The organism is Roseicyclus marinus (genome assembly GCF_030163795.1).
Classification (GTDB): Bacteria; Pseudomonadota; Alphaproteobacteria; order Rhodobacterales; family Rhodobacteraceae; genus Roseicyclus; species Roseicyclus marinus.
Window position 1 is genome coordinate 120,133 of the sequence record NZ_JASJOF010000008.1, and the last position, 16,430, is coordinate 136,562.

The 16,430-nt window shown below is 65.5% G+C and carries 13 protein-coding genes, 1 tRNA gene and 1 pseudogene; 13 read left to right on the forward strand and 2 right to left on the reverse strand.

What is annotated here, in order from left to right:
- Positions 1–137 precede the first annotated feature (137 nt).
- The 7 genes from QQK63_RS13565 (at position 138) to QQK63_RS13595 (ending at position 8,548) form a co-directional block, all read left to right on the forward strand.
- A complete protein-coding gene (locus QQK63_RS13565) occupies positions 138–1,703 on the forward strand; it encodes a 2-isopropylmalate synthase (protein WP_277829012.1) in 1,566 nt (521 codons plus the stop codon).
- Between the two features lie 235 nt (positions 1,704–1,938).
- On the forward strand, positions 1,939–2,976 hold the full coding sequence (locus QQK63_RS13570; protein ID WP_277829014.1) for a rod shape-determining protein: 1,038 nt from the start codon (positions 1,939–1,941) through the stop codon (positions 2,974–2,976).
- Positions 2,977–3,020: 44 nt separating this feature from the next.
- Entirely contained in the window at positions 3,021–3,974 is a 954-nt protein-coding gene (gene mreC, locus QQK63_RS13575; protein ID WP_277829016.1) for a rod shape-determining protein MreC, read from the forward strand.
- Entirely contained in the window at positions 3,971–4,501 is a 531-nt protein-coding gene (locus tag QQK63_RS13580; RefSeq protein WP_277829018.1) for a rod shape-determining protein MreD, read from the forward strand. Before mreC ends, QQK63_RS13580 begins: the two co-directional genes overlap by 4 nt.
- Positions 4,502–4,505: 4 nt before the next feature.
- Positions 4,506–6,458 (forward strand): penicillin-binding protein 2, encoded by a 1,953-nt coding sequence (gene mrdA / locus QQK63_RS13585; RefSeq protein ID WP_277829020.1) that lies wholly within the window; start codon positions 4,506–4,508, stop codon positions 6,456–6,458.
- The gene (gene rodA, locus QQK63_RS13590) at positions 6,455–7,594 is read left to right on the forward strand and encodes a rod shape-determining protein RodA (RefSeq protein WP_277829022.1); all 1,140 of its coding nucleotides are present in this window, start codon (positions 6,455–6,457) and stop codon (positions 7,592–7,594) included. The genes mrdA and rodA overlap by 4 nt, the downstream gene beginning before the upstream one ends.
- A gap of 18 nt (positions 7,595–7,612) precedes the next feature.
- Complete coding sequence (locus QQK63_RS13595) at positions 7,613–8,548, forward strand: 2-hydroxyacid dehydrogenase (RefSeq protein ID WP_277829024.1); 936 nt, start codon at positions 7,613–7,615, stop codon at positions 8,546–8,548.
- Positions 8,549–8,629: 81 nt separating this feature from the next.
- Here the strand turns inward: QQK63_RS13595 and QQK63_RS13600 are convergent, their stop codons facing one another.
- On the reverse strand, positions 8,630–9,418 hold the full coding sequence (locus QQK63_RS13600; RefSeq protein ID WP_277829026.1) for an SseB family protein: 789 nt from the start codon (positions 9,416–9,418) through the stop codon (positions 8,630–8,632).
- A complete protein-coding gene (locus tag QQK63_RS13605) occupies positions 9,415–10,014 on the reverse strand; it encodes a uracil-DNA glycosylase family protein (protein ID WP_277829028.1) in 600 nt (199 codons plus the stop codon). The genes QQK63_RS13600 and QQK63_RS13605 overlap by 4 nt, the downstream gene beginning before the upstream one ends.
- A 225-nt stretch (positions 10,015–10,239) precedes the next feature.
- Between QQK63_RS13605 and QQK63_RS13610 the strand changes: the two genes are divergently transcribed.
- From QQK63_RS13610 to QQK63_RS13630, 6 genes and pseudogenes are all read left to right on the forward strand, one after another.
- Entirely contained in the window at positions 10,240–10,902 is a 663-nt protein-coding gene (locus QQK63_RS13610; RefSeq protein ID WP_277829030.1) for an ABC transporter ATP-binding protein, read from the forward strand.
- The gene (locus QQK63_RS13615; RefSeq protein ID WP_277829032.1) at positions 10,877–12,595 is read left to right on the forward strand and encodes a KpsE/RkpR family capsule polysaccharide export protein; all 1,719 of its coding nucleotides are present in this window, start codon (positions 10,877–10,879) and stop codon (positions 12,593–12,595) included. Before QQK63_RS13610 ends, QQK63_RS13615 begins: the two co-directional genes overlap by 26 nt.
- Positions 12,596–12,621: 26 nt before the next feature.
- Complete coding sequence (gene kdsA, locus QQK63_RS13620) at positions 12,622–13,455, forward strand: 3-deoxy-8-phosphooctulonate synthase (RefSeq protein ID WP_277829034.1); 834 nt, start codon at positions 12,622–12,624, stop codon at positions 13,453–13,455.
- Positions 13,456–13,560: 105 nt separating this feature from the next.
- Positions 13,561–13,635 (forward strand) — tRNA-Gln (locus QQK63_RS13625).
- Positions 13,636–13,923 (forward strand): annotated as a pseudogene (locus QQK63_RS17740) (DUF6538 domain-containing protein); the annotation flags it as partial.
- A 27-nt stretch (positions 13,924–13,950) separates the two neighbouring features.
- A complete protein-coding gene (locus QQK63_RS13630; RefSeq protein WP_277829036.1) occupies positions 13,951–16,413 on the forward strand; it encodes a tyrosine-type recombinase/integrase in 2,463 nt (820 codons plus the stop codon).
- Positions 16,414–16,430: the final 17 nt, after the last annotated feature.

A 16,430-nucleotide genomic window follows, 5' to 3' on the forward strand; every position in this document is an offset into this window, starting at 1 on the left:
TCTTGCCGCGTCTTCGGCGCGGCCCGCCCTGCTTGGTCTTCTGCTCCTTAGCCGCCTCTGAGCGTGCCTGTCGGCGCGACCGCTCAGAGGAGGGACAGCGCCGGATCACACAGACACCAAGCTAAGGAAGACCTGCCATGACCATCGATCCCAATCGCGTCCTCATTTTCGACACGACGCTGCGTGACGGCGAGCAATCGCCGGGCGCCACCATGAGCCACGAGGAAAAGCTGGAGATCGCGGCGCTCCTTGACGAGATGGGCGTCGATATCATCGAAGCCGGGTTTCCCATCGCGTCCGAGGGCGATTTCGCCGCCGTATCCGAGATCGCGAAACTGGCCAAGCGCGCCACGATCTGTGGCCTCGCGCGGGCGAATTTCAACGACATCGACCGCTGCTGGGAGGCGGTGAAACACGCCAAATCTCCGCGTATCCACACCTTTATCGGCACGTCGCCGATGCACCGCGCCATCCCCAACCTGACGATGGACGAGATGGCCGAACGGATCCACGACACGGTCACCCACGCCCGCAACCTGTGCGACAACGTGCAATGGTCGCCGATGGATGCGACGCGGACGGAATGGGATTACCTCGCCCGCGTGGTGGAAATCGCGATCAAGGCCGGGGCCACGACCATCAATATTCCCGACACGGTGGGCTATACCGCACCCGTGGAGAGCGCCGACCTGATCCGGCGGCTGATCGCCGAAGTGCCGGGCGCCGATACCGTCGTCTTTGCCACGCATTGCCACAACGATCTGGGCATGGCGACGGCCAATGCGCTGGCCGCCGTCGCGGGCGGCGCGCGCCAGATCGAATGCACGATCAACGGTCTGGGCGAGCGTGCGGGCAATACCGCGCTGGAAGAAGTGGTCATGGCGCTCAAGGTCCGCCACGACATCATGCCCTATTCGACGGGCGTCGACACGACGAAGATCATGCAAATCTCGCGCCGGGTCAGCACGGTCTCGGGCTTCGTGGTGCAACCCAACAAGGCCATCGTCGGCAAGAACGCCTTTGCGCACGAGTCCGGTATCCATCAGGACGGGATGCTGAAATCCAAGGACACGTTCGAGATCATGCGCCCCGAGGATGTGGGCCTGTCGGGCACGTCCCTGCCGCTTGGCAAGCATTCGGGGCGGGCCGCGTTGCGCGCCAAGCTCAAGGATCTCGGCTTCGACATGGTCGACAACCAGCTCAATGATCTTTTCGTGCGGTTCAAGGCGCTGGCCGACCGCAAGAAGGAAGTGTTCGACGACGACCTGATCGCGCTGGTGACCGATGCTGCCGCCGCGGGACAGGCCGACCATCTGGAGCTGAAATTCCTGCGGGTGATCTGCGGGACCGAGGCACCGCAATCGGCCGATATCACGCTGCGCGTGGGCGAGGCGGACAAGCAGGCCACCGCGCAGGGCGACGGGCCGGTCGATGCGGCCTTCAACGCGGTCAAGGCGCTCTATCCCAACGAGGCGGTGCTGCAACTCTACCAGGTGAGTGCGGTGACCGAGGGGATGGACGCGCAGGCGACCGTAACCGTGCGGATCGAGGAGGATGGACGGATCGCCACGGGTCAGTCGGCGGACACCGACACGGTGGTCGCCAGCGTGAAAGCCTATGTGAACGCGCTCAACCGGCTGATCGTGCGGCGCGAAAAGCTGGGCTCGGACAAGCGCGAAGTGTCCTACAAGGACGCGGGCTGAGGCGCGCGCGAGGCTGCGGACCGCGGTTTTCCATCCGGAAAACTGCGGTTTGCCCGCAAAGGCGCGGAGGCGGTTCAAGATACGCACCCCCGGCGGAATGACGCTTACCGCGGCGGCATGGGGGCCTTTACGCCCCGGAGCGTGAGCGCCTATATGAGTTCGGTCAGGGCATGGCCGAGTCTCCTGTCGGGGGCGCGGGTCATGCCCTTTGGACTATTTGAAGGGACAACGGTCTATGGCTTTGTGGGGCAACCTTTTTTCGTCGGATATGGCGATCGACCTCGGCACGGCCAACACGCTGGTCTATGTCAAAGGACGCGGCGTGATCCTGAACGAACCTTCCGTCGTGGCCTATCAGGTCAAGGACGGCGTGAAGAAGGCATTGGCCTTTGGCGAGGATGCCAAGCTGATGTTGGGCCGCACGCCGGGCAGCATTCAAGCGATCCGGCCGATGCGTGACGGTGTCATCGCCGATTTCGACGTGGCCGAAGAGATGATCAAGCACTTCATCCGCAAGGTCCACAAGCGCACCACCTTCACCAAGCCCAAGATCATCGTCTGCGTGCCCTACGGCGCGACCCCGGTGGAAAAGCGGGCGATCCGTCAATCGGTTCTGGGCGCGGGCGCGCGCAAGGCGGGGCTGATCGCCGAACCCATCGCCGCCGCCATCGGCGCGGGGATGCCGATCACCGATCCCACGGGGTCGATGGTCGTCGATATCGGCGGCGGCACGACCGAGGTTGCGGTGCTGTCTCTGGCCGATATCGTTTACGCGCGCTCTGTGCGCGTGGGCGGTGACCGCATGGACGAGGCGATCATCAGCTACCTGCGCCGCCAGCATAACCTGTTGATCGGGGAATCGACCGCCGAACGGATCAAGACCTCCATCGGGACGGCGCGGATGCCCGATGACGGGCGTGGCGCGTCGATGCGGATCCGCGGGCGCGACCTCTTGAACGGTGTGCCGAAGGAGACGGAGATCAGCCAAGCCCAAGTGGCCGAGGCGCTGGCCGAACCGGTGCAGACGATCTGCGAGGCGGTGATGGGCGCGCTGGAGGCGACACCGCCGGATCTGGCCGCCGATATCGTGGACCGCGGCGTGATGCTGACAGGGGGCGGGGCGCTTTTGGGCGAGCTGGACCTTGCGCTGCGCGAACAGACGGGGCTGGCCATCTCGGTGGCGGATGAAAGCCTGAACTGCGTGGCCATCGGCACCGGCAAGGCGCTGGAGTATGAAAAGCTCCTGCGTCATGCGATAGATTACGACAGCTGACGACCCCGCCCGCCAGACCCATCCCGCCCCGCTGAAGGAGCGACATGGCCCGCGACAGTCACGACGCCGCCCATACCCGTCCCGTCCGGCGCTTGCTGGTGACGGTTCTGGTGCTGTGCCTGCTGGCGCTCGTGCTGGTTTGGCGCATCGACAATCCGCGGATCGAACGGATGCGCGCGGCCATCGTGGACACGGTGGTGCCCAATATGGATTGGGCGTTGGCACCGGTGACGGGGCTCGCGCGGATGCTGGACGATTTCCAGAGCTACGCGCGGCTTTACGAACAGAACCAGGAATTGCGCCGCGAATTGCAGCAGATGCGCGCGTGGCGCGAGGCGGCGTTGCAGCTGGAACAGGAAAACGCGCGGCTTCTGGACCTGAACCGGGTGCAGTTGAACCCGGAACTGACCTTTGTCACCGGGATCGTGATGGCCGATGCGGGAAGCCCGTTCCGGCGGTCGGTTCTGCTCAATGTCGGCGCGCGGGACGGCATCCTTGACGGCTGGGCGACGATGGACGGGCTTGGCGTCGTCGGGCGCATCTCGGGCGTGGGCGACCGCACGTCGCGGGTGCTGATGCTGACGGATGCGAGCAGCCGGGTGCCGGTGACGATCCAGCCCTCGGGGCAGCAGGCCCTGCTGATGGGCGACAACACGCAGGCCCCGATCCTCGATTTCATCGAATCGCCCGAGGATATCAGCGCGGGTGACCGGATTGTGACCTCGGGGGATGACGGCCTGTTTCCGCCCGGGCTTTTGGTCGGGCAGGTGGTGGAGACCACGGACAGGCGGCTGCGGGCGCGGCTGTCCGCGGATCTTGCGCGGCTGCGGTTCCTGCGCGTGATGCGCAGCCATCCGGGCACGTCGCTGGACGATCCGGGCAGTCTGATCGGCCCGCCATGGCCCCCGCCCGAGGGGTTCGTGCTGCCGCCCGGTGTCGCGCCGGTGCAGCGGCCCGATCAGGCGGCGCGGCTTGGGCGCGAGGGGGTGCTGGAATGACCGGCCTCACCTCGCCCCGGCATATCTGGGCCTACCGCGCCCTTTTTCTGGGCCTGTGCGCGGCGGTGATCGCCTACAAGCTCTTGCCGCTGAGCCTGCATGACCAGGGGCTGCCGGGGCCGGACCTGCTTTTGGCGCTGACGCTGGCCTGGCTGTTGCGACAGCCCGCCGTCGTGCCCATCGGGTCGATCCTGATCGTGTTCCTTTTGAGCGATTTCCTGTTCCAGCGCCCGCCGGGACTCTGGACGCTGTTGGTCTTGATCGTGTCCGAAAGCCTGCGCCAGCGCCGCCTGACGATGACGGAGTTTCCGTTCCTCGTGGAATGGTCCGCCTTTGCGGGCGCGATCCTTGCCATGATCGTTCTGGAGCGCATCATCTTGTGGGTGCTGATGGTCGACTTGCCGCCCCTTGGCCTGTCGCTCACTCACGGGATTGTCACCGCGGCGATCTACCCGCTTGTCGTGGCTGTCTCGAAATTCCTGTTCGGCTTGCGTAAGATCGGGCCAGCCGAGGCTGAGGCATTGTGACCGCATGAAGCGCACCCAGAAAGACACGACGGACAGCGCGCGCCAAATCGGGCGCCGCAGCCTTGTCGTGGGCGGGCTGTTCGTCGCCACCGGCGGGGTGCTTGCCGCGCGGATGCGCTACCTTCAGGTCGAGCGGGCCGAGGATTTCCGGATGCTGGCCGAGGAGAACCGGATCAATATCCGGCTGCTGCCGCCCGCGCGCGGCCTGATCTTTGACCGGGGTGGCGTGCTTCTGGCGGGCAACGAGCAGAATTACCGGATCACGCTGGTGCGCGAGGACGCGGGCGATGTGGACGCCGTGCTGGCGGAATTGGCGCGCATCGTGAACCTCGACATGGTGGCGCTGGACCGCGCGCGTCAGGAAATCGCGCGCCGCCCGCCCTTCGTGCCCGTCACCATCGCCGACCGGCTGAGCTGGGCGGAATTGAGCGCCGTGGCGGTCAATGCCCCCGCCCTGCCCGGGGTGACGCCGGAGGTGGGCCTGAGCCGGATTTATCCGATGGGGGGCGATTTTGCCCATGTAGTGGGCTATGTCGGCCCGGTTTCGGATTATTACCTCGAACAGACGGGAGATACCGATCCTGTTCTCCAGATCCCGGATTTCCAGGTCGGGCGGAACAATGTCGAGGCGCGGCTGGAACACCGCCTGCGGGGCAGCGCCGGAACCAAGCGCGTCGAGGTGAACGCCGGCGGCCGCATCATGCGCGAACTGGACCGCGACCCGCCCGATCCGGGCGCGGATGTGCAGTTGACCGTCGATGCGGGCTTGCAAAACTACGTCGAGGCGCGGCTGTCGGGCGAAAGCGCGGGATCGGTGGTGATCGATTGCCAGACCGGCGAGATCCTGGCGCTGGCTTCGGCCCCGACCTATGACCCCAACCTCTTCGTGCGCGGGATCTCGACCGCGTCGTGGAACGCCTTGAACAACGATGCCTATCGCCCGCTTGCGAACAAGGCGACGCAGGGGCTTTATCCGCCCGGCTCGACCTACAAGATGATCGTGGCGCTGGCCGCGCTCGAGGCGGGCATCATCAACCCCGAGGAGACCGTGGGTTGCCCCGGCCACATGGATGTGGGCGACCGACGGTTCCATTGCTGGCGGCGCGGTGGGCATGGCCGGATGGACCTCGTGCAGGCGCTTGCCCAAAGCTGCGACGTCTATTTCTACGATATCGCGCAGCGGGTGGGGATCGAGGCGATCACGGCCATGGCGCGGCGGCTGGGCTGCGGCGTGCGCCACGACCTGCCCCTGTCGGGCATCGCCGAGGGTCTTGCCCCCACGATGGAATGGAAGGTGCAGAACCGCGGCGCGGCCTGGGTGGTGGGCGATACGCTCAACGCCTCGATCGGGCAGGGTTTCGTCCTGTCCTCGCCGCTGCATCTTGCAGTGATGACGGCGCGGCTGGCCACGGGTCGGGCTGTCCAGCCCTCCATCATCCGCTCCGTCGACGGGGTGAGCCAACTGCCCGATGCCGCCCCGGACATGGGCTTTGCACCGGCGCATCTGGACTACATCCATCGCGGCATGTGGCAGGTGAACAATGACCGGCGCGGTACTGCCTATGCCAGCCGCGTCGAGGTGTCGGATTTTGGGATCGCGGGCAAGACCGGCACGAGCCAAGTGCGCAATATCTCGGCGGCCGAACGCGCCTCGGGGGTGATCTCGAACGACGACCTGCCTTGGGAACGGCGCGACCACGCGCTTTACGTCGGCTATGCCCCCTATACCAACCCGCGTTATGCCTGCGCGGTGATCGTGGAGCACGGCGGCGGCGGGTCGGCGGTGGCCGCGCCCATCGCGCGCGACATCTTGTTGCGGGCGCAGCTGGGCGAGGTTCCGCCCCTCGAGCTTTATCCCACGAACCAGCGCCGCGACATCGAACGGCTGCACCGCGAGCTTCCGATCCTGCCCACGCCGCCCGTGCCCACGGGCCGCACCGTGCGGAGCCAAGCATGAGTTTTCTAGAATACAACGTGAAGATCACGCCTTCGGGCTGGCGCAAGGTGCTGTACCTGAACTGGGCGCTGATCTTGCTGATCGTGGCGGTCGCCTGCGTGGGCTTCTTGATGCTCTATTCGGTCGCGGGCGGGCAATTGTCCCGCTGGGCCGAGCCGCAGATGAAACGTTTCGCGCTGGGGTTCGTGCTGATGCTGGTCGTCGCAATGGTGCCGATCTGGTTCTGGCGCAACATGTCGGCACTGGCCTATGGCATTTCGGTGCTGTTGCTCGTCTTCGTCGAATTTTTCGGCGCGGTCGGCATGGGCGCGCAGCGCTGGATCGACCTCGGCTTCATGCGGCTGCAACCCTCGGAACTGACCAAGATCACCTTGGTGATGGTGCTGGCGGCCTATTACGACTGGCTTGACCTGTCCAAGAAATCGCGCCCGCTTTTCGTGCTGATCCCGCTGGTTCTGATCGGCGTGCCGACCTTTCTGACGCTGATGCAGCCCGATCTCGGCACCGCCTTGCTGTTGTTGATGGGCGGCGGCGCGGTGATGTTCGTCGCGGGCGTTCATTGGGCCTATTTCGCGGCCGTGATCGCCTCCGGTGCAGGGGCGGTGGCTGCCGTCTTCGCCTCGCGCGGGACGCCGTGGCAATTGCTGCAAGATTACCAGTATCGCCGGATCGACACGTTTCTGGACCCCACCAACGATCCCTTGGGCGCGGGCTACCACATCACGCAAAGCCAGATCGCGCTCGGATCGGGCGGCTGGACCGGGCGTGGGTTCATGGAAGGCACGCAGAGCCGCCTGAACTTCCTTCCCGAGAAGCACACCGACTTCATCTTCACCACGCTGGCCGAGGAATTCGGTTTTGTCGGCGCCGCCTCGCTTCTGGCGCTCTATATTCTGATCCTCGTTTTCTGCATCGTGACCGCGATCCAACACCGGGACCGCTTCGCCTCGCTTCTGGTGATGGGGATCGCCGTCGCCTTCTTCCTCTATTTCGCGATCAACATGGCCATGGTCATGGGCCTTGCCCCGGTTGTGGGGGTGCCCCTGCCGCTGGTCAGCTATGGCGGATCGGCAATGCTGGTCTTGATGGTGGCCTTCGGTCTGGTGCAAAGCGCCCATATCCATCGACCGCGCTAGACAGACAGGACCAGCCCCATGACCACCATCCTTTTCGCCGCCAAATCCGAGCGGTGGACCGCCTACGAAACCCCGCTGCGGCGCGCGCTGGAGGATGTGGGGCTGGCCCATGCCACCCTGACGGTCGAGGCGGATCCGGCAACGGTCGATTACATCGTCTACGCCCCGAACAGCGGGCTCACCGATCTCACGCCCTACACGCGGCTCAAGGCGGTGCTGAACCTTTGGGCCGGGGTCGAGGATGTGGTGGGCAATCCCACCCTCAAGGTGCCGCTGGCGCGCATGGTCGACGACGGGCTGACCGAGGGGATGGTGGAATGGGTCACCGGCCATGTTCTGCGCCACCACCTCGGGATGGATCGGCATATCCTCGGTCAGGACGGGATCTGGCGCGGGGGTGACGCGCCGCCGCTGGCGCGGGACCGAAGCGTTGCTGTCCTTGGCCTCGGCGTGCTGGGCAGCGCCTGCGCCGGGATGCTGGCCCGATTGAATTTCCAAACCCATGGCTGGTCGCGCAGCCCCAAATCCGTGCCGGGCGTCACCTGCCACCATGGCGCAGACGGGCTGCGCGACGCGCTGAAGGCGGCCGAGATCGCGGTGCTGCTTTTGCCCAACACGCCCTCGACCGAGAATACGCTGAACGCCGAGACACTTGCGCTGCTGCCCAAGGGTGCGGTGATCCTGAACCCCGGACGCGGCCCGCTGATCGAGGATGCAGCGCTGCTCGATGCGCTTGCCTCGGGACAGGTGGGTCATGCCACGCTCGACACGTTCCGGATCGAACCCCTCCCCGAAGACCATCCCTATTGGACCCACCCGCAGGTCACGGTGACGCCCCATATCGCCTCGGCCACACGCACCGAAAGCGCCGCGCGCACCATCGTGGAGAACATCCGCCGGGGCGAGGCGGGCGAGCCGTTCCGCCATCTCGTCGACCGCGACAGGGGCTATTGAGGCGGGCCCACCCCTTCATCTTCCTCCAAATACGGACGATCCCGACCCACCGCTGGCCTGACCTTGCCCAAGGGCGAAATCTCAGCGCAGGCGCGGCGGGCGATCCGGGTCCATTCCGGGCGCGGCCCCGACGACCTGCTCGGCCGTGGAAGCTTCTGGCAGGTCGAAGCGCAAACCAACCCGGGCCAGTCGCGCGGCGAAGGCATCGGAGGCCCGGAAAAAGCCCACATCGAGCGTGCCAGCCTCGATCCCGGAAAAGGTGAGCGCATCGCCGACCGCGCGCGCCAGCGCCGGTTCGGCGCCCGGAACGGCATCGACGAAGGCCATCAGATGCCCGCGCCGCCCGCCGGCATAGGTCGCGGCAACAAGATAGGCGTTGCGTGCCAAGCCCTCGGCCGTGGCCAGCCGCGCGTCCAGCGCGGTCAGCAGCGCCTCGGGCAAACCGGCCGGGGGCTGCAGCGTTTCGGGCCGTTCCTCCACCTCTTCGGGGGCTGCGGCGAGCGTGTCGGCGAGCCAATCGACCGAGGCTGCCTCGATCAGGATCGAGGAGGGGGCGACGCCAAGGTTCACGCCCAGCCCGATCCCCTGCCCCGCCAGCATCCCCGCCAATGCCCGCCCAGACAAGGCGGCATAGGGCGCGGCCCCCTCGGCAAAGGCGGTCAGCCGTTCCTCGCGGTCGAAAACGAGGACGAAGCGCTGATCCTCGACCGGGAAGATCGCGGGGCGGATACGCTCGCCCTCGGGTTCGGCCTCGAGCAGCAGGACCAGTTCCGATCCCGCCAGCCGGTCGTAGAAGCGCAGGCGTAGGGCATCGTCGCCGGGGGCTGCCTCCATCGCGGCATGCGCTTGGTCCAGCGGGGTCATCGTCATGGGGCCTCCAGCACTTGCCGCAACCGGGCGCGCAGGACGGGCAAAAGCTCGGCCTCGAACCACGGGTTTTTCCTGAGCCATGCCGTATTGCGCCAAGACGGATGGGGCAAGGGAAAGACCGCGGGCGCGTGGTCGCGCCAGCCGCGGACACGGTCGGTCACGGCCATGCGCCCCGGCAGATGCCAGCCCTGCGCCGCGCCGCCGACCAGGAGGGTCAGGGCGACCGGGCCGATCCGGTCCAGCACGGCCCGCCGCCATGTCGCGGCACAGATCGCGGGCGGCGGCAGATCGCTGCCCCGTGCATCATAGCCCGGGAAACAAAAGGCCATGGGCACGATGGCAACCCGGTCCTGGTCGTAGAATTCCTCGGGCGTGACGCCCATCCAGTCGCGCAACCTGTCGCCGGACGGGTCGGAAAACGGCCGCCCGGCCAGATGAACGCGCATCCCCGGCGCCTGCCCCGCAACGAGGATCCGCGCGCCGGGGCGGAACCACGGCACCGGGCGCGGCATGTGCGCGGTTGCAGTGGCCGCGAAACGCTCGGCGCACAGACGACAGGCTGCGATCCGGTCGGAAAGCTCGGGGTTCTGATCCATGCACCAAAGCCTAAGTGGCGCGGGACGCGCGGCAAGCAGGTGCAAGACCGCACCCTGACCGCACTAAAGATAACAAATTGTAACCAATCACGCGCGATTGAGGCAGATTGGACATAATACCGCCCCATAGTGCCGTTAGTCTTGTTATCGTGGACCGGGGCTTGAGACCCCCGGCCGAACGGCAAACACGACCAGACAGGCAAATCTCGGAGCGCTGACACAGGCATGTTGGAATTCGTCGAAGTCTCGAAATCCTTCTGGACCGGGGAACGGCGCAAGGTCATCCTCGACCGCGCCTCGTTCCGGGTCGAGCTGGGATCGTCGCTGGGCATCCTTGCACCCAATGGCGCGGGCAAGACCACCTTGATCAAGATGATGGCCGGCCTCGAGAAACCCGACGAGGGGCACATCTACCGCGATGCGCGCATCTCGTTCCCGCTGGGGTTCATGGGGGGCGTGATCCCGCGCCTGTCGGCCTGTGAGAACAGCCGCTACATCGCGCAGCTCTACGGGTTGGACGCCGATTACGTCGAAGCCTTCTGCCGCTGGGTCTGCGGGATCGAGGAATATTTCGACATGCCGGTCGGGACTTATTCGGCAGGCATGCGGGCGCGGTTCAATTTCGCGCTGATGCTGGCGCTGGATTTCGACATCTACCTGATCGACGAAGGCATGCCGCAGACGACGGATGCCGAGTTCAACCGCAAGGCTGGCAGCATCCTTGCAGAACGGTTGAAGAATGCGACCGTGATCATCGTGTCCCACCAGGCGCAGACGCTGGAGAAATTCGCCCGCAAGGCCGCGGTTTTGCGGGACGGTCAACTCTACCAGTTCGACACGCTCGAAGAGGCGAAGCAGCTCTATGACTACGACACCCAAGGCGCGTAAGTTCCGCATCCGTCGCAGCGATGCGCCGCACCCGGCCCCCGGCCGGCCCGAGGCGCAGGCACCCCGACCGCAGCGCGCAGCGCCGCCGCCCATTGCACCCGAGGATTTGCTGGCCGCACCCGCGGAGCCCGAGGACGGGTTCGCCGACTTCGCCCTGCCCGGATCGCCCGCCGCCGCCCGCAAGGCGCAAGCCGCCAATCCCGCGCCCGAGGCAGGAGCCGCCACCGGGGCCGCGACACCGCGGGAACTGGCCGCGATCCGCGCCGAGGGGCTGACCGGGCGTCAATTGCGCATGGCGCGACGGACGGCGCAAAAACATGGCCTTTCGCCGGGGTCCGATTTCGACGCGGTGCGCCTGCTTCGGGCGCGCGGCATTGATCCTTTCGCGCCGGCGAATGCGCTGGACCTGGTGATGGAAGAGACCCAAGGCGAGGCCGCAGGGGCGGCCAATGCGGCGCCCGTGTCGAACTTGCCCGCCACCACGCGCCCGGTGCAGCCGCCCGGACCGCCCGCCGCGCCCCGTCCGCTGACCGCCGACCAGCGCGCGGCCGAGATCATGAAAGTTCAGCGCGACATCGCGCGGCGCAGGCGCAAGCGTCTGGTGCTGATGGCCTCGCGGCTGGGGATCTTCGTGCTGCTGCCAACGCTGCTGGTGGCCTATTATTTCTACATGGTCGCTACGCCGCTCTACGCCACGAACACCGAATTCGTGATCCAGAAAGCCGAAAGCAGTTCGAGTTCCGCCGGGGGGCTTGGCGGGCTTCTGGGGGGAAGCAGTTTCGCGACCGTGCAGGAAAGCATCGTGGTCCAAAGCTACCTCGAAAGCCGCGAGGCGATGTTGCGGCTGGACGAGGAGCTTGGGTTCCGCGCGCATTTCTCGGACCCAACCGTCGACCCGCTGGTGCGGCTCGCACCCGATGCTTCGGTCGAGGATGTGTATGCGACCTACCGCAACCAGTTAACCATCGGTTACGATCCGACCGAAGGTGTTATCAAGATGGAAATGCTGGCGACCGATCCGGCCACCAGCCAGGCGTTTTCCGAGGCGTTGATCCGCTATGCCGAGGAACGCGTCGACCAGATGAGCCAGCGCCTGCGCGAAGACCAGATGGCGGGCGCACGCGAAAGCTACGAGGAGGCCGAAACACGCGTCGCCGAGGCGCAGGCGCGGGTTCTTGCGCTTCAGGAACGGCGTGGCGTTCTGTCGGCGGAGGCAGAGGTTTCGACCATCTTCCAGCAGATCTCGACCTTCGAGCTGGAGCTGCAACAAGAACGGCTGCGGCTGGCCGAGATCATGGCGGCGGCCCGCCCCAATTCGACCCGGGTGCAGATCGCCGAGAACAACATCGCGCGGCTCGAGACGCTCTTGGCGGAACTGCGCGGCGGTTTGACCGAAACGCAGACCGGCGACGCGTCGCTGGCGCGGATCCAGTCGGAGCTGCTGATCGCGCAGGCCGATCTGGAAACCCGGCAGATGATGCTGTCGCAGGCGTTGCAGAATCAGGAATCGGCCCGGATCGAGGCGAACCGCCAATCTCTCTACCTGTCGATGGGCGTTTTCCCGGTCCAGCCCGACCGCGCCGCCTATCCGCGCGCGTTCGAGAACACGCTTCTTGCGTTTCTGGTATTCGCGGGCATCTACCTGATGGTAACGATGACCGTCACGATCCTGCGCGAGCAGGTGAGTTCCTGACCAGACAAGACCCGGAAGGCCAAGAGATGAAGATTGTTGACGCCGGGGCGGCGCGCCTCGGCAACGACCTGCCCCTGACCGTGATCGCGGGGCCCTGCCAGCTGGAAAGCCGCGACCATGCCCTGATGATCGCCCGCACGATGGCCGAAGCCTGCGCCGCAGTGGGCGCGGCCTACGTGTTCAAGGGCAGCTACGACAAGGCCAACCGCACCAGCCTGAAGGGCAAGCGCGGCCTTGGCATGGACGAGGGGTTGGCGGTGCTCGACGCCGTGAAGGCCGAGATCGGCTGCCCCGTTCTGACCGATGTGCATGGCCCCGAGCAATGCAGCGCGGTGGCGGGCGTGTGCGATATCTTGCAGATCCCGGCCTTTTTGTGCCGCCAGACCGACCTGTTGCTGGCCGCGGGCGAGACGGGGGCGGTGATCAACGTCAAGAAGGGGCAATTCCTGGCACCCTGGGACATGCCCAATGTCGTGGCCAAGATCGAATCCACCGGCAATACCCGCATCCTGCTGACCGAACGCGGCGCAAGTTTCGGCTACAACACGCTGGTCACCGACATGCGGTCGCTGCCCGAGATGATGAAGACCGGCTACCCGGTCATCATGGACGCGACCCATGCGGTGCAGCAACCCGGCGGTCAGGGCGGCAGTTCCGGCGGGCAGCGCGAATTCGCGCCCGTCATGGCGCGGGCGGCCGTATCGCTGGGCATCGCAGGCGTTTTCATCGAGACGCATGAAGACCCCGACCGCGCGCCGAGCGACGGGCCGAACATGATCCCGCTCGACCAGATGCCCGCGCTGGTGGCAAGCCTCATGGGCTTTGACCGGCTGGCCAAGGGCGATCCGATCCGGCTGTGACGCGCCGCGAAACACGCCCCGGAAACGCCCCGCGAGAAAGCGTGGGAATTGTCGATTCCGGGGCTTGATCCCCCCGCGCTTGCAAAGTAACTAGCGCGGCACGGTTGGGGTGTAGCCAAGCGGTAAGGCAGCGGTTTTTGGTACCGTGTACCGTAGGTTCGAATCCTACCACCCCAGCCAATGCCACACAAAAAGAACATATTAACCAATGGGTTAGTCGCTGATCAAGCGGCCAACCCCCCGTGTGTGCGTCACACTGCTTCACAAGCTGCTTCACATCGCCCGCCCCGCAGGCGGGCGCCGGCAGGCCGGAGATGGGGGCTGCACCTCATCCGCAGAAACGGAATCTTCCACTTCCGCCGCCGCTGGCCAGTTGCGCTCCAAGAAATCGGTGCGCCTGCGTTTCTGTCCATTTCGCTTCAGAGCAACGTCCTCTCCGACGCAACACGGCGGGCCTGCACCTTGCGGACCGCGCTGGAAGAAGGAGAACGACGCGTGTTGAACGAGATTGCCGGCGATCCTGTGGACCAAACCCGCGCGAGGACACTTCTGCAAGAGATGGTGCGGGCGGCCGTCGCCAGGATGCTTGCAGACCTCGAGGCGCCGGCTTGCCCTGACCACAACGACGATCGGCTCGCCGCAATCCGCGCGGAGTTGGCCGACATCAGAACTGCGCTCAAACTGCGCGATTGGTCTGGCGCGGCAGCGGCAGCGCGCGGCGCCGCGGACACCGTAGGGCTCGATGATGCGGCGCTCAGCGATCCCGGTCTCGCACGGCAGGTGCTCGTCACCCGCAAGCGGCTGCTCGATCTCGAAGCCCAAGTCGAGGAGACTTTCGACGATCCCTTGCAACTTGGCCGGGACCTCCTCGCGGATCACGTCCTCAAGCCGACCCGCGAGGGCCTGCAACCGCCCATGACCTTGTCGGAGGCCACCCGTAAGGCCCTTGCCGACGCACCCTCCTCCGTCGAGAGAAAGATCCAGGTTGTCGGCGATCTCGCCGTCGCCGTTTTCGGCGACATCCCCGTGAAAAGCCTGCACCAGCAGGGCGTGATGGACTTCTTCGAATTCGTCTGGTGGTTGCCGAAGAACCACGGCAAAGCCCACGGCAAGAACCGCTTCAAGCGCGAAGGCAAGACCCTATGCCCCAAGGCAGAGCGCGCACAGGCGGACGCGCGAGACGCTGAGGTCATTGCATCCATCCTGGCCGACGAGACGTTGTCGAAGCCAGATCGTCGGCGTCTTCTCGCGGAGCAGCTGACGCCGCGCCTGACCGACACCTACGTCGTCGTCTTGCGCGACATGTTCCAGCGTATCGTGAAGGCAGCCTTGGGTGCTCGAGCCGTGGGACGCGATCTCGACGACGACGAAAGGATCGTGCCGACGCAGAAAGCCCTCAGAAGAAAGATGGCGCTCTGGTGGAAGAGCGCGAAGACCCCCTGCGGACTCCCGACACGCGTGAGCACGCCGAAGCGCCGGCGGTCCTGGTCTCTGGAGCATTTGGGGCAGTGGCTGACATCGCCCATCTATACCGGATCTGCATCCCGCAAGCAGCGCATTCGACCTGCGAGTGGCGCACGGCGCGTGATCGTCCGGGACGCTCTTTACTGGGTCCCTCTCATCCTCGTCACGATGGGAATGCGGCCTGAAGAAGTCCTGCAATTGCAGACAAAGAACGTCCTGTTGCGTGACGGTATCTTCTGCCTGTCAATCGAGAACAGGACCAAGACCGAACAATCGCGGCGTATCCTCCCAGTCCCTGAGCTCCTCATCCAGCTCGGCTTCATGGACTGGGTTCGCCAAAAACGGCGGCGCGGCGACGTCTGGCTGTTCCCCGAAATTCCTGAAGATGCCTCTCATGGAAAACGCTCGCAGATCTTTGGCGACCGGATGCGAACGAAGCTCAAATCTCTCAAGATACATTGCGGGCAAGAAGACATTTACGCGATGCGCCGCACCCTGTCCTCGAAGCTTCTCCACGCAGGGGCCGACACCGGCGTGCGTCAGCGGATCCTCGGTCATCTCGAAGGCACGACGGTCGACATGCATTACTCCGACGACGGTCTTCGCGAGTTGAAGGAAATCCTCGATGCCATCGACTATGGCGTCGTCGTCGCGCACGATCGCAATATGGGCTTTCCGGTGGTCGTCGCTTGCCGCCACACATCTCTGCCACCGGCCGAAATCTGTGTGGCCCTTCAGGCAGACGGATGCGTCGCCGCAATCGAAGTCACCCTTGCAGACAGCGGCGAGAGCATTCTTGCGGCGAGAATTGAGTCGACCAAGCTTGCGGACAGCCATGAACTGGCGGCTGCACCTGTTCGGGGACTCGAAGACGTCGCCGCAGACCTCGAACGGCTGTTTCGTGAATACGATCTGCTCATGCCTTCAGACACGGACACGGCGCAGGCCGTGGAGCATCTTCTGATCTTCGCGCCTCCCCGGACAGATCATGACTGCGGAAATATCGTTGCGGCGGGCCAAGGTAGACCAACCGTGAGTGAAAAGGCTGGGGCGGAAGATGCCTCTGGCGCGTCATCGGTGTCGAACGTTTCGACGGATTCAGGCACCCCACGAGCTGGGGTCGGCGACATCGTCCTCACCAGCTATCTCGGCCAGAGACCCCGGGTGGCCAAGCCGGGCGGGCACCTTGGCCTCGTCGTCGGCGAGAAGACGCTCGGCGCACGCCGGTTCCTCGACCTCGCGCATGTCACGACTGACGATCGGGAGATCCGCGCATACCATCTCGTTCTCGCCAGCCACGATCAGCTGAGGGAGATCGGCATCGACTCGCCCGCGATCTTCGACATGCGCAAACGGGTGCTTCTGGAGGTCGGCGACACGAATGTGACGACCCCGCGCGTCGCATGCCTTCCGTCGACCATCATGGCGCGGATGCGCGAAGCCCTTGTCGCAGCCGGTGATGTCGCGCCGAGGCCCATGTCGGATGAACACTGAAGAACATTACGGTCCCG